Here is a 12505-nt window from a genome sequence, read left to right on the forward strand (position 1 = left end):
TCCGGATCCTTGTTTTGACGCACTCTCTTTCGCCGAACCGGTGTCCATTTCGGCGGAGAGCGCTCTAGGGTCTCGCTCAAGATGGAAGATCGTCCCCTCGCCGCGTTGTTCGAGCCCGCCACCCGCGAGCGTTGGCGCGGCGCCGTCGAGGCCGCGCTGAAGGGGGGCGACTTCGAGAAACGCCTCGTCTCGAAGACCGCCGACGGCCTGCGCATCGAGCCGCTCTACGCGCCGGCGGCCGCCGCGGCGCAGCCGGTGCGGGCGCCCGGCCCCTGGCGGCTGGCGCAGCGCATCGACCATCCCGACGCGGAGAAGGCCGCGGCGCAGGCGCTGACCGACCTCGAAGGCGGCGCCGACGCGCTGGTTCTGGTCCACCGCGACGCGCCCGCCGCCCGCGGCTTCGGCCTCGACCTCTCGTCCGTGGACGCGCTGGACGCCGCGCTGAAGGGTGTGATGCTGCCGCTCATCGCCCTGCGTCTCGATGCCGGCTTGGCCGGCTTCGAGACGGCGGCTCTGCTCAAGCGACTGGTCGAGCGCCGCGGCGACGATCCGGCCGCCCTCGACCTCGATCTCGGCCTCGATCCCCTCGGCATCCGCGCCGCGACCGGCCGGCTCGATTCGGGCTGGGAGGCCCGGCTTTCCGAGGCGGTGAGCGTGTTCGAAGGCTATCGCGGCCGCGTGGCGCTCGCCGATGGCCGGCCCTACCACGAGGCGGGCGCGAGCGAGGTGCAGGAACTCGCCGCCGTGCTGGCCACGGCCGTCGCCTACCTGCGGGCGCTGGAGGCGGGCGGCCACGGCCTCGCGCAGGCGCGTGAAAAAATCTCCGTCCTGCTGGTGGCGGATGCCGACGAGTTCCTGACCATCGCCAGGTTCCGGGCGATCCGCCGGCTCTGGGCCCGGGTCGAGCAGGCCTGCGGCCTCGAACCGAGACCGCTGCGGGTGCTGGCCGAGACCGCGTGGCGGATGATGACCCGCCGCGATCCGTTCGTGAACATCCTGCGCACCGCCATGGCCTCGGCCTCGGCCGGCCTCGGCGGGGCCGATTCGGTGACGGCGCTGCCCTACACCCAGGCGCTCGGCCTGCCCGACGCCTTCGCCCGGCGCGTGGTGCGCAACAGCCAGATCGTGCTGATCGAGGAATCGAACCTCGCCAAGGTGTCCGATCCGGCCGCCGGCGCCGGCGGCTTCGAGGCGCTCACCGCCGAACTGACCGAGAAGGCCTGGGGCCTCTTCCAAGAGATCGAGCGCGAGGGCGGCATCGCCGCGAGCCTCGAATCCGGCGCGCTGGGCCGGCGGATCGCGGGGGTGGCCCAGGCCCGTGCCCGGGCGGTGGCGACCCGCAGGGAGCCGCTCACCGGTGCCAGCGCGTTTCCCTTCCTCGCCGAGAAGCCGGTCGCCGTCCTCGACGTGGCGCCCCGTCCCGCGACGACCCGGTCCGAGGCCGCTCTGCCCTCGCTGCGTCTGGCCGAGGCCTACGAGGCGCTCCGCGACGCCTCCGACGCCGTGCTGGCGGAGACGGGCCGGCGACCGGCGGTGTTCCTGGCCAATCTCGGCCCGGTGGCGGTCCACAACGCCCGCTCGACCTTCGCCGCCAACGCCTTCGCCGCGGGCGGCATCGAGGCGCTGGGCAACGACGGCTTTTCGGATGCGAGCGACTTGGCGGACGCGTTCAAGGCATCCGGCGCGCGGCTCGCCTGCCTGTGTTCCTCCGATGCCGTCTACGCGACGGACGCCGTATCCGCCGCCGAGGCCCTGAGGGCGGCCGGCGCCGGCACGATCTACCTCGCCGGCAAGCCCGCGGATGCGGATGCGCTGGGCCGGGCCGGCGTCCACGGCTTCCTGTTCGCGGGCTGCGACCTGCTCGCGCTGCTGCGCGAGGCGGCGGAGCGGGCGAGGGGTTGAGGGGAGAACCGTGTCGCAGGGGCGTGGTTTTCGAAGGGTCACGGCGCCGCCAAGGCTCGGAACTCAGGGCTCGGAACCAGGGCTCTGTACTCAGGCTCACGGCATTCGACCGTCATTCCTCTTGCCCTTGTCCGTCATTCCGGGTTCGCCTCCGGCGCCCCGGAATGACGGCGGAGGGGACGGACGGGGTGGATCGGTATCCTGCGCGCTTGTCGTGTCGACCCGGGGTCGCGGCCCTGCGGTGCCGCACGCAACCTTGACTCTGCGGGGTCCGAGGCAATCTTCCGGCAGGCACCGCCGTCAAGGCCTCCACCAGCCGGACCCCGACCCCATGCGCCTGCCGATCCTCGCCGCCGTCATCCTCGCCGTCACCGCCGCGGGGCTCGGCACGGCGGACGCGGCCAAGCGCAAGGTGCAGGTGCCCGACCGCTTCGACGGCCGCTGGAGCATCGAGGTCGTGACCCTCGATGGTCCCTGCGACCGGGCCTACCGCTATGGCGTACAGATCGAACGCGGCGAGGCCATCTACGGCGGCGGCGAGTTCGATATTCGCGGTCGTGTCTCGTCCAACGGCACCGTCCGCGGCACCATCTCCCGCGGCGGCAGTGCGGCGCAGGTGCTCGGCCGCCTCACCGCTCAGGGGACCGGCTCGGGCCGCTGGACGACGCTGGGCGACGGGCCGATCAGTTGCAGCGGAAACTGGAACGCCGTCCGCCGCGGCTGATGCCACCCGAGCGCCCCCGCCTGCCTGCGCCGGCTGGCTGTGGCCGCCGGGCGACAAACACTCACTTTATCTCGCGGTGCGGCAGAAGGGGCCGATTCTCGCCCTAGATCCGGCACGTTCTCCGGCGAACACTGACGGCGTTCGACACCCGTTCGAGGCGCCCCATGAAAGCCGCGATGAAAGCCGTGCCGTTCCTCGGCCTTGCCGCCGTGCTGCTCGATCCCGCGGCCGAGGCGCGCCCGGCCCGGCAGCACGTGCCCGGTTCCCCGCACGCGGTGCTGGCGCCGCTCGAAGAGGCGGCCACGGCCTGCTTCGCCGAGACGGTGATGTCCAACCCCAAGGCCGTTCGGCTGGCCCGGGACGGACGCTGGTACGAGGCCGCGGGCGTGACCGGCTTCCTGTGCCGCCCCGAGGTCGACCGCATGGCGGTCGCGCACGACCGCATCTACGGCCGCGGCACCGGCGCCACCTACTTCAAGGGCGCCTATGCCCGCCACCTCGACAAGCAGCTCGCCACCCGCCTGCAGCCCCTGCTGGAGCCGAAGGCCGTCGCGAGCGCCGAGCCGCCGACGGAGAAGGCGTCCCTCGCCGACAGCGCGGCTGAAGCCGCGCCGGAGGGTGCGGATCACTGACCCGGGTCGAAGCCGGGGCCTGTTACCGGACCCGCCGCCAGGTCTGGCGCTTGCACAGGACGCTGAGCACGCAGCCCGCGACCTCGACGGTGTCGGGTCCCTTGGGAGTCAGACTGCCCGAATAGGTCTTGCCGTCGGTCGGGTTGTAGAGACTGCCGTCGAAACCCGCACCGCCCGGAGTGCCGACCTGCATGATCTGCACGCCGACGAGCTTGCGCGTGCGCAGCGACGGATCGGGATTTTGCGCGTCGACGCCGGGACCGGTCGTCGACGCGATCACTCCGCAATAGCCGCCGCCGCAGCGGGAGATGCGTACGGTCGAGCCCGGCGTCTCCGTCTGCCATACGCCGGAGAGGTCCGCCGCCTTCTGTGCCAGGACGCCCGTGCCGGACACGGCAAGCAGCAGCGCGGCCGCGCGCGCCGCCGTCGACAGATGGCGTGAACGGTTGGCACGAAGCGTCGTCATCGGTGTTCTCCTCCTCTCCGGCTGTCGTTGCCGGATATCACCAGCGGTAGTCGTGCGGCCACGCTTCGACAAGGAGCGGGACGGCCGACGAGTTACGATACGGCCTTGACTTCGCCACCTTGGCGCGGCCTACGACCCGCAATTGCCGAGAGCGGGCGAGGCAGGAGCAACGGATGCAGGTGATCGAGACCGAGATCCCGGCGGTCAAGCGGGTGATCCCGAAGCGCCACGGCGACGACCGCGGCTGGTTCTCGGAAGTGTACCGGGCCGACATCCTCGCCGAGCACGGCATCGCCAACGTCTTCCTTCAGGACAACCAGTCCTTCTCCGCGCCCGTGGGCACGATCCGCGGCCTGCATTTCCAGGTGGCGCCCGGCGCCCAGGCCAAGCTGGTGCGGGTGCTCGCCGGGGCGATCCTCGATGTCGCCGTGGACATCCGCTCCGGTTCCCCGACCTACGGCCGGCACGTCGCCGTGCGCCTCGACGCGTCGGGCGGCGAGCAGCTCTTCGTGCCCGCCGGCTTCGCCCACGGCTTCTGCACCCTGGAGCCGGATACCATGGTCGCCTACAAGGTCGACGCCTATTACAGCCCGGCCGACGACCGGAACCTGCGCTGGAACGATCCGGCCATCGGCATCGAATGGCCGGTCGCCGAGGCCGATGCGATCCTGTCGGGCAAGGACAAGGTCGCCCCCCTCCTGGCCGATCTCGGCCGCGTCTTCTGATTCGAGGTGCCGGGAGCGGCGGCCGAGCCGGTTGATCCCGACCTCAGGTTGACATAGCCGCAACGCAACATGCCTCTTCCGGCTCGATGGGCGGAGAGCACGGGCCGGCACCGACGGAGTTTGGATCGATGCGCATTCTGGTGACGGGCGGCTGCGGCTTCATCGGCTCCGCCCTGGTGCTGCATCTGGTGCAGGATCTCGGCCACGAGGTGCTGACCCTCGACGCCCTGACCTACGCCGCCAACCCGATCTCGCTCGACCCGCTGAAGGGTGATCCCCGGCACCGCCTGGAGCGGGCCGACATCTGCGATCCGGCCCGTGTCCACGCGCTCTACGCCGACTTCCGGCCCGAGGCGGTGATGCATCTGGCCGCCGAGAGCCATGTCGACCGCTCGATCACCGATCCCGGCGCCTTCGTGCGCACCAACGTGATCGGCACCCAGGTGATGCTCGACGGCGCCCGCACCCACTGGGAGAGCCTCGACGGCGAGGCCAGGAAGACCTTCCGCTTCCTCCACGTCTCGACCGACGAGGTCTACGGCTCGCTGCCGCCGGACGCCTTCTTCACGGAGGAGAGCCGCTACGATCCGCGCTCGCCCTACTCGGCCTCGAAGGCGGCCTCCGACCACCTCGCGCGGGCCTGGCACGAGACCTACGGCCTGCCGGTGCTGGTGACGAACTGCTCGAACAACTACGGCCCGCGCCACTTCCCCGAAAAGCTGATCCCGCTGATGATCCTGGCGGCGCTGGAGGGCAAGGCGCTGCCGGTCTACGGCGACGGCCTGAACGAGCGCGACTGGATCCATGTCGAGGACCATGCCCGCGGCCTCGTCGCGGTGCTGGAGCGCGGCCGGCTCGGCGAGACCTACCTGCTCGGCGGGCGCTCGGTGCGGAACAACCTCGCCGTGGTGAAGGCGCTGTGCGCCGCCTTCGACCGGCTGCGCCCCGAGCACGGCCCGCACGAGCGCCTGATCTCCTTCGTCGCCGACCGGCCCGGTCACGACCGGCGCTACGCCATCGATCCTTCGAAGGCCGAGGCCGATGTCGGCTGGCGGCCGACCAAGGTGTTCGAGGAGGCGTTGGAAGAGACCGTGCGCTGGTATCTCGACAACGAGGCGTGGTGGCGCCCGATCCGAGAGGGCCGCTATTCCGGCGAGCGCCTCGGCCTCGCGCAAAAGAGCGCCTGAGCATGGACATCCTGATCCTCGGCGGCGCCGGTCAGGTCGGCACGGAGCTTCAGGCCTTTTCCTGGCCCGAGGGCGTGCGGGTGCATGCCCCCGACCGCCAGACCCTCGACATCGCCGACGAGGGAGCGATCGCCGCCGCGCTCGACGCGCGGGCCTATGCGGCGGTGATCAACCCGGCCGCCTACACGGCGGTGGACCGGGCCGAGAGCGAGGTCGCGGCCGCGTGGCGCCTCAATGCGCTCGCCCCCGCCTTCCTCGCCGCCGAGACGAACAGGCGAAACATCCCGCTCGTGCACGTCTCGACCGACTACGTGTTCGACGGCTCGGGCGACGGCTTCCATGCCCCCGACGCGCCCGTGAACCCGAGAAGCGTCTACGGCGCCAGCAAGGCGGCGGGTGAGATGGCGGTGCGCTCGGCCAACCCGCGCCACGCGGTTGTCCGCACCGCCTGGGTGGTCAGCCCGCACCGGGGCAACTTCGTGAAGACGATGCTGCGGCTGGCAAACGAGCGGGATCGTCTGACCGTGGTGGACGACCAGCACGGCTGCCCGACTTCGGCCGCCGACCTCGCCGCGGCGCTGGCCACGATCGCCCTGCGGCTGGCGGGTGACGAGGCCGCGCCGACGGGCACCTTCCACTGCGTCAACGACGGCGCCACCACGTGGTGCGACTTCGCCCGCGCGATCCTGGCGGGTTCGGCGCGGCGTGGCGGGCGCTCGGTGCCGGTCGAGGGCATCCCGACCTCCGCCTACCCGACGCCCGCGAAGCGCCCGGCCAATTCCCGCCTGTCCACGCAGAGCCTGACCGACGCCTTTCGTATCGCGCCGCGGCCCTGGGAGGCGGCGCTCGACGACATCCTCGACCGGCTGGTGGGGCCGGTCCGCTCCAACTGATCGGGACGTGTTCGTATGAAGGGCATCGTGCTCGCCGGCGGCTCCGGCACAAGGCTCCATCCGGCGACGCTGGCGATCAACAAGCAACTGCTGCCGGTCTACGACAAGCCGATGATCTACTATCCGATCTCGGTGCTGATGCTGGCCGGCATCCGCGAGATCCTGATCATCTCGAGCCCTGAGCACCTGGGCAACTACCAGCGCCTGCTCGGCACCGGCGAGCAGTTCGGGCTGACCTTCTCCTACGCGGTGCAGCCGCGCCCCGAGGGACTGGCCCAGGCCTTCCTCATCGGGCGCGACTTCGTCGGCCGCGACGACGTGGCCCTGGTGCTCGGCGACAACCTGTTCTTCGGCAACGGCATGAGCGAGCTGCTGGCCAAGGCCCGCGCCCGCAAGAGCGGGGCGACGGTGTTCGCCTACCACGTCGATCATCCGGAGGCCTACGGCGTCGTCACCCTCGACGAGTCGGGCCGGCCGCTGAAGCTGGTGGAGAAGCCCAAGACCCCGGAAAGCCCCTGGGCGGTGACCGGGCTGTACTTCTACGACAATCAAGTGCTCGACATCGCTGCCGACGTGAAACCTTCGGACCGGGGCGAGCTCGAGATCACCTCCGTCAACCAGACCTATCTCGAACGCGGCCAGCTCCATGTCGAGCGGATGAGCCGCGGCTACGCGTGGCTGGACACCGGCACGCACGACAATCTCCTGGAGGCCGGCGAGTTCGTGCGCGTGCTCCAGCACCGGCAGGGGCTTCAGGTCGCCTGCCTGGAGGAGATCGCCTACCTTCAGGGCTTCATCGGCCGCGAGCAGCTCCAGGCACGGGGCGAGCTCTTCGCCAAGACCAGTTACGGCCAGAACCTGCTGCGCCTCGCCCGGGAAGGCCGCCGGCCCGATCGGGATTTTTGAAGCGGGAGCCTTGGCGTTTCCGGCGCGGATGCCGTCGGACCGCCCGGATGCTCCTTTCGGCGCCGTCGCGGGTGCTGGATTGCTTCGCCTGACGGCTCGCGATGACGGCGCGGGTGCCTCTCTCCGTCATTGCGAGGCTCGGCGCAAGCAATCCAGCGCGCCGCATGTTCCGAAAGCTCGCGCCGCCGGATCGCTTCGCCATGCTCGCGATGACGGTCCGGGCAGCGAACCGTTCGGTATGAAATCGCGTCAGCGCCCGCCCTGGATGAGCACCGCGCCGGCATAGGTCTCGGCGACCTCGCAGAACGGCACGCCGCCGGCCGAGAGCACCGCCTCGACGGAGAACAGGGGCTCGCCGGGTCCGGGCGTTCCACCGCTCTCGGGGCGCCACAGCATCGTCGGCGTCCGGTTGCGGCGGCTGGGCCCCAGCGGGCGCACGACGTGGCCGAAGGGGGCCTGCGTGCCGTCCAGGGCCGCGTTCATCGCCGGCGTCAGGCGGCCCGGAACGTACCAGTTGTCGGCTTCCGACAGGACGTGGGCGCCGCAGGTGAGCCGCACCCGGCGGTAGCGCACCGGCTCGTCCGGCCCCACGGCCAGCCGCTCGCGCCGCGCCGCGCCGGGAGGCTCGTCCGGACCGGGGACGCGCACGGCGACGATCCGTGGATCGGGGCTGAGCCCGCGCTCGGCGCACCACGCTTCGAGCACGGCGGTGGCGCTCGGCCCGGCGAGCAGGCGGGCGCTCAAGGTTTCGATCAAGGCACGTGCCGCGGATCCATCCTGCACCTCCGGCCTCGCCTCGACCGCCTGGGCACGACCCTCGCCGGCCCCGCCCGGCGCCACGACGGCTCCGAGTGCGGCGAGACCGGCCGTCGGCATTCGTGTCGCTGCCCTCTCCATCGTGCAGCGCCATACGTCGCCGGCCGGCAAAGGTCCATCACGTCACCTCGAAGCTCGTCCACAGCCCCGTGTCGAATCGCTCCAGCACGGTGGCACCGAGGAGCCAGCGGCCGGGATTGTCGGCGACGAACGCGATCTGGGCGCTGCGTCCCTCCGGGATCTGCACGGTGTCGAGCCAGTAGGGCTCCCAGCCGTCGTCGAGCTGATGCAGCAGGCGGAAGACGTGGCCGTGCAGGTGCAGGCTCTGGATGAAGCCGGTGTCGTTGCGGATCGTCAACACCACCACGCCCCCGCGCCTGACCGAGAACAGCGGCGCCATTCCCGCCGCCCCGCTCGCCCCGTTGATCTGCCAGACCTTGCCCGGATCGCCCTGATAGGGCGTTTCGGCGCCGGGCTTGGTCTTGTCCGGCCGCACGCCGCCGGTCAGCACGAGGTCGCGGCGCAGCGCGCTCTGAAGGCGGATCTCGGCGGGCAGGCGCTTGTTCTCGGGGATCGAGCCGATCGCCGCCCGGCCCGCCTGCGCCACCGGTTCGCCGGAAGCCGTCAGCGTGGCGAGCGGCAGGCCCTGGCCGATCAGCGCGGTGATGGTGCCGGCCGGGCCCGCCTGCGCCGGCAGGTCGAGCAGCAGATCGTAGCGGGTGCCGGGCGCGAAGGGCAGCGTCGCCTTCAGCGGCTCGAAGGTGTCGCTGGGCTGCCCGTCCACCGCCGCGACAGAGGCCTTCAGCCCGTCGAAGCGAACGCGCAGGCTGCGCGCGTTGCAGGCATTGGCGAGCCGAAGGCGCAGGCGGCTGCCGGGCCGGGCCTCCAGCCCGAGGGGGATCGGCCGGCCGTTGAGCGTGACGACGCTCCCGAGGCGCCCGGCTGCGGCGGCGAAGGCGACCTGCCCGAACGGCTGGAGCGCGCCGGCCTCGTCGAGCCGCCAGTCCTGCAGCAGCAGCGCGATGTCCCCGTCGACCGGGGGCGGGGAGGGCTCCTCCACGATCAGCATGCTGGCGATGCCGCGGCCCGAGGGCTCGCTCGACCCGCCGACCACGAGGGGGCGGATCAGGAAGCTGCCGGCATCCGGCGGGGTGAACGCGTAGGTGAAGCGTTCGCCCGGCTCGATCGGCTCCTGCGTGACGCCGCCGACGCCGTCCATGGCGTTCCGGTTGCGCACCCCGTGCCAGTGCAGCGAGAGCGGCTTGTCGGTTCCGTTCTCGACGCGCAGCCGCACGGTCTCGCCGAGCTTGACCCGCAGGATCGGCGCCTCCGCCTGGCCGAGGCGCCAGACCGCCGTCTCGGGGGCGGGTTCGGGCTTGAGGCGGAGTTGAGCCGGCGCCGCCTTGAGGGGCATCGGCTCCGGTGGCGGCGTCTCGTCGGCCGGCGCCTGGGCTCCCGCGGCCGCCGGGATCAGGGCGAGGGCGGCGCTGCCGGCGAGCAGGTCGCGTCGCGAAAAAGATCCCGGCTCGGGCTGGGCCATCGGGTCGGGCTGTCGCATGGCGCCTCGCGTGGTCGTCGCGTCGTCTTTGACTTCGGGCCCCGCGTTGTAGACAGGCGCGGTTCGCCCCGCCACCGCGCAAACCCGTTCGCAAGTTTTTTGCTGCGGCCCCGGGTGCGCATGCTATAGACGCGCGCTTCGACGGCTCGGAACCCTGAGCCCGTGTCGATGGCGCTCGCGGGCGTGGCGGAACTGGTAGACGCGCTGGATTTAGGTTCCAGTGTCGCAAGACGTGGGGGTTCGAGCCCCTCCGCCCGCACCAAGTCCGTATCGGGATCGGCGTCAGGAACCGAAAACGGTTCCCGCCGGGGCCTCGCCATGGTGCCGCGGCACGCGAAGACGAGATTGCGGTTTAAAAACAGCGGACGAACGACGATGCAGGTGACCGAGACGACCTCCGAGGGGCTGAAGCGCGAGTTTCAGGTGCTCCTCCCCGCGACCGAGCTTGAGGATCGCCTCAACACCGAGCTCTCGAACATCAAGGGCAAGGTCCAGATCAAGGGCTTCCGCCCCGGCAAGGTGCCGGTGGCGCATCTGCGCAAGGTCTACGGCAAGTCGGTGATGGCCGATGTCCTGCAGAACGCCGTCAACGAGGCCAACCAGCAGATCGTGGCCGACAAGGGCCTGCGCCTCGCGCTGGAGCCGCAGATCGAGTTCCCGAAGGACGAGGAGCAGACCATCATCGAGCGCGCCCTCGATGCCAAGGGCGACCTCGCCTTCAAGGTGAAGCTCGAGGTGCTGCCGAGCTTCGACCTCGCCGATCTCTCCGACGTGTCGGTCAAGAGGCTCGTGCTCAAGCCCTCCGACGAGGAGGTGAACGAGACCCTGGAACGGATGGCCAAGGACAGCCGCTCCTTCGAACCCCGCGAGGAGGGCGCCGAGGCGCAAGCAGGCGACCGGGTCACCATCGACTTCGTCGGCCGCATCGACGGCAGCGCGTTCGAGGGCGGCAAGGGCGAGGATGCCGATCTGGAACTCGGCTCCAACACCTTCATCCCCGGCTTCGAGGACCAGCTCGTCGGCGCCAAGGTCGGCGAGCGCCGCCTCGTCAAGGTGGCCTTCCCGGCCGATTACCAGGCCGAGCACCTCGCCGGCAAGGACGCCGCGTTCGACGTCGCCGTGAAGGCGGTCGCCGCCCCCGGCGAGACGAAGATCGACGACGAACTCGCCAAGCGCTTCGGCATGGACGACCTGGAGAAGCTGAAGGAGGCCGTCTCCAAGGCCGTCGGCGCCGATTACGAGGCCCAGTCCCGCCGCAAGCTCAAGAAGGAGCTGCTCGACGCGCTCGACGGCAAGTACGCCTTCGAGCTCCCCCCGAGCCTCGTCCACCAGGAGTTCGCCGCCGTGTGGGCACAGGTCGAGCAGGACCTGAAGACCCGCGGCAAGACCTTCGAGGACGAGGGCACCACCGAGGAGGCCTCGCAGACGGAGTACCGCAAGATCGCCGAGCGGCGCGTCCGCCTCGGGCTGGTGCTTGCGCAAGTCGGCGAGACCGCCGATATCAAGGTCTCGGACGATGAGGTCAATCAGGCCCTGTTCGCCCGGATCCGGCAGTTCCCGGGTCAGGAGAAGCAGGTCTACGACTTCTACCGCAACAATCCGCAGGCGCTCGCCGAGCTTCGCGCGCCGCTGTTCGAGGAGAAGGTCGTCGACCATGTCCTCGGTCAGGTCCAGGTCGTCGAGGAACCCGTCTCCAAGGAGACGCTCTTCGCCGAGGCCGACGAGGCCGACGCGGCCTCGACGGACGGGAAGCCGAGCGAGTCCAGCAACGAGGCGGCGGCCGACAAGGCTGCCGGCTGATCGCCGACCCTCCGGCTCCGCGGCGGGCGGCGATCTTTGAGATCAGGCGGCGTTAACGGCTGCCATGTTCGCTGTAACCAACCGGCCCCGGGCGATTCGCGCCGGGGCCGGACTCCGGAGCCGAGGGCTGACATGAGAGATCCGGTCGACTACTTCCACAACTCGCTCGTGCCGATGGTGGTCGAGCAGTCGAGCCGCGGCGAGCGCGCCTTCGACATCTATTCCCGGCTCCTGCGCGAGCGGATCATCTTCCTCACCGGCCCCGTCGAGGACCAGGGCGCTTCGCTGGTCGTCGCCCAGCTCCTGTTCCTTTGGGCCGAGAACCCGAAGAAGGAAATCTCCTTCTACATCAACTCGCCCGGCGGTGTGGTGACCTCGGGCCTGTCGATCTACGACACGATGCAGTTCATTCCCTGCCCGGTCACGACGCTCTGCATCGGTCAGGCGGCCTCGATGGGCTCGCTGCTGCTCGCCGCCGGCGAGCCCGGCCATCGCTTCGCCCTGCCCAACGCCCGGATCATGGTGCACCAGCCCTCCGGCGGCTTCCAGGGTCAGGCCACCGATATCCTGATCCATGCCCGCGAGATCGAGGCGCTCAAGAAGCGCCTGAACGAGATCTACGTGAAGCACACCGGCCGCGACTACGAGACGATCCATCAGGCGCTCGAGCGCGACAACTTCATGACCGCCGACGCGGCCAAGGAATTCGGCCTGATCGACGAGGTGAAGCTCAAGTCCCCCGAGACGGCTGCCACGGTCTGAGGACGGCGGGGAACCTGAGGCGCCCAGGGCACGCTCTCTCGACCGCGACGGGTCTCATGCGTCCTTTGGGCGCCCGCCCTGGAGCCCAGGCCGGTTGATCCCGAGCCGGCCACATGATTGCATCGGGATTCGAG

12 protein-coding genes and 1 tRNA gene are annotated in these 12505 nt (G+C 70.7%); 10 read left to right on the forward strand and 3 right to left on the reverse strand.

Features of this window, described 5'->3' with window-relative positions:
* Positions 1 to 81 precede the first annotated feature (81 nt).
* From PGN25_18270 to PGN25_18280, 3 genes are all read left to right on the forward strand, one after another.
* A complete protein-coding gene (locus PGN25_18270; GenBank protein MEH3119467.1) occupies positions 82 to 1902 on the forward strand; it encodes a methylmalonyl-CoA mutase family protein in 1821 nt (606 codons plus the stop codon).
* 331 nt (positions 1903 to 2233) lie between these two features.
* On the forward strand, positions 2234 to 2626 hold the full coding sequence (locus PGN25_18275; GenBank protein ID MEH3119468.1) for a hypothetical protein: 393 nt from the start codon (positions 2234 to 2236) through the stop codon (positions 2624 to 2626).
* Between the two features lie 164 nt (positions 2627 to 2790).
* The gene (locus PGN25_18280; GenBank protein ID MEH3119469.1) at positions 2791 to 3258 is read left to right on the forward strand and encodes a hypothetical protein; all 468 of its coding nucleotides are present in this window, start codon (positions 2791 to 2793) and stop codon (positions 3256 to 3258) included.
* A 22-nt stretch (positions 3259 to 3280) separates the two neighbouring features.
* On the opposite strand, the gene PGN25_18285 is transcribed toward PGN25_18280, so the two are convergent.
* On the reverse strand, positions 3281 to 3724 hold the full coding sequence (locus PGN25_18285) for a DUF2147 domain-containing protein (protein MEH3119470.1): 444 nt from the start codon (positions 3722 to 3724) through the stop codon (positions 3281 to 3283).
* Between the two features lie 173 nt (positions 3725 to 3897).
* On the opposite strand from PGN25_18285, the gene rfbC reads away from it, so the two are divergent.
* From rfbC to rfbA, 4 genes are all read left to right on the forward strand, one after another.
* Positions 3898 to 4449 (forward strand): dTDP-4-dehydrorhamnose 3,5-epimerase, encoded by a 552-nt coding sequence (gene rfbC, locus PGN25_18290; GenBank protein MEH3119471.1) that lies wholly within the window; start codon positions 3898 to 3900, stop codon positions 4447 to 4449.
* A 128-nt stretch (positions 4450 to 4577) separates the two neighbouring features.
* Positions 4578 to 5636, forward strand: a complete 1059-nt coding sequence (rfbB, locus tag PGN25_18295) for a dTDP-glucose 4,6-dehydratase (GenBank protein ID MEH3119472.1) — start codon at positions 4578 to 4580, stop codon at positions 5634 to 5636.
* A 2-nt stretch (positions 5637 to 5638) separates the two neighbouring features.
* Positions 5639 to 6529 (forward strand): dTDP-4-dehydrorhamnose reductase, encoded by an 891-nt coding sequence (gene rfbD, locus PGN25_18300; GenBank protein ID MEH3119473.1) that lies wholly within the window; start codon positions 5639 to 5641, stop codon positions 6527 to 6529.
* 15 nt (positions 6530 to 6544) lie between these two features.
* Complete coding sequence (rfbA, locus tag PGN25_18305) at positions 6545 to 7435, forward strand: glucose-1-phosphate thymidylyltransferase RfbA (protein MEH3119474.1); 891 nt, start codon at positions 6545 to 6547, stop codon at positions 7433 to 7435.
* 249 nt (positions 7436 to 7684) lie between these two features.
* Here the strand turns inward: rfbA and PGN25_18310 are convergent, their stop codons facing one another.
* Together PGN25_18310 and PGN25_18315 are read right to left on the reverse strand one after the other, a co-directional pair.
* Entirely contained in the window at positions 7685 to 8311 is a 627-nt protein-coding gene (locus tag PGN25_18310) for a hypothetical protein (GenBank protein MEH3119475.1), read from the reverse strand.
* A 58-nt stretch (positions 8312 to 8369) separates the two neighbouring features.
* Entirely contained in the window at positions 8370 to 9809 is a 1440-nt protein-coding gene (locus PGN25_18315) for a multicopper oxidase family protein (protein ID MEH3119476.1), read from the reverse strand.
* Between the two features lie 177 nt (positions 9810 to 9986).
* Between PGN25_18315 and PGN25_18320 the strand changes: the two genes are divergently transcribed.
* The 3 genes from PGN25_18320 to PGN25_18330 all read left to right on the forward strand — a co-directional run bounded on the left by PGN25_18320 (position 9987) and on the right by PGN25_18330 (position 12371).
* Positions 9987 to 10071, forward strand: a tRNA-Leu gene (locus PGN25_18320).
* Between the two features lie 113 nt (positions 10072 to 10184).
* Complete coding sequence (tig, locus tag PGN25_18325) at positions 10185 to 11609, forward strand: trigger factor (protein ID MEH3119477.1); 1425 nt, start codon at positions 10185 to 10187, stop codon at positions 11607 to 11609.
* A gap of 132 nt (positions 11610 to 11741) precedes the next feature.
* Positions 11742 to 12371: an ATP-dependent Clp protease proteolytic subunit gene (locus PGN25_18330; GenBank protein ID MEH3119478.1), complete on the forward strand. Its 630-nt coding sequence runs from the start codon at positions 11742 to 11744 to the stop codon at positions 12369 to 12371.
* The last annotated feature ends 134 nt before the right edge of the window (positions 12372 to 12505 follow it).

Origin of the sequence: Methylorubrum populi, assembly GCA_036946625.1 — a bacterium.
GTDB lineage: Bacteria > Pseudomonadota > Alphaproteobacteria > Rhizobiales > Beijerinckiaceae > Methylobacterium > Methylobacterium populi_C.

Excerpts from the sequence above, each read along its gene's own strand:
- PGN25_18285 (MEH3119470.1), bottom strand. The coding sequence starts at position 3,724 with ATGACGACGCTTCGTGCCAACCGTTCACGCCATCTGTCGACGGCGGCG.
- PGN25_18330 (MEH3119478.1), top strand. The coding sequence starts at position 11,742 with ATGAGAGATCCGGTCGACTACTTCCACAACTCGCTCGTGCCGATGGTG.
- PGN25_18270 (MEH3119467.1), top strand. The coding sequence starts at position 82 with ATGGAAGATCGTCCCCTCGCCGCGTTGTTCGAGCCCGCCACCCGCGAG.
- rfbC (MEH3119471.1), top strand. The coding sequence starts at position 3,898 with ATGCAGGTGATCGAGACCGAGATCCCGGCGGTCAAGCGGGTGATCCCG.
- rfbD (MEH3119473.1), top strand. The coding sequence starts at position 5,639 with ATGGACATCCTGATCCTCGGCGGCGCCGGTCAGGTCGGCACGGAGCTT.
- PGN25_18275 (MEH3119468.1), top strand. The coding sequence starts at position 2,234 with ATGCGCCTGCCGATCCTCGCCGCCGTCATCCTCGCCGTCACCGCCGCG.
- rfbB (MEH3119472.1), top strand. The coding sequence starts at position 4,578 with ATGCGCATTCTGGTGACGGGCGGCTGCGGCTTCATCGGCTCCGCCCTG.
- rfbA (MEH3119474.1), top strand. The coding sequence starts at position 6,545 with ATGAAGGGCATCGTGCTCGCCGGCGGCTCCGGCACAAGGCTCCATCCG.
- PGN25_18280 (MEH3119469.1), top strand. The coding sequence starts at position 2,791 with ATGAAAGCCGCGATGAAAGCCGTGCCGTTCCTCGGCCTTGCCGCCGTG.
- PGN25_18310 (MEH3119475.1), bottom strand. The coding sequence starts at position 8,311 with ATGCCGACGGCCGGTCTCGCCGCACTCGGAGCCGTCGTGGCGCCGGGC.
- PGN25_18315 (MEH3119476.1), bottom strand. The coding sequence starts at position 9,809 with ATGCGACAGCCCGACCCGATGGCCCAGCCCGAGCCGGGATCTTTTTCG.
- tig (MEH3119477.1), top strand. The coding sequence starts at position 10,185 with ATGCAGGTGACCGAGACGACCTCCGAGGGGCTGAAGCGCGAGTTTCAG.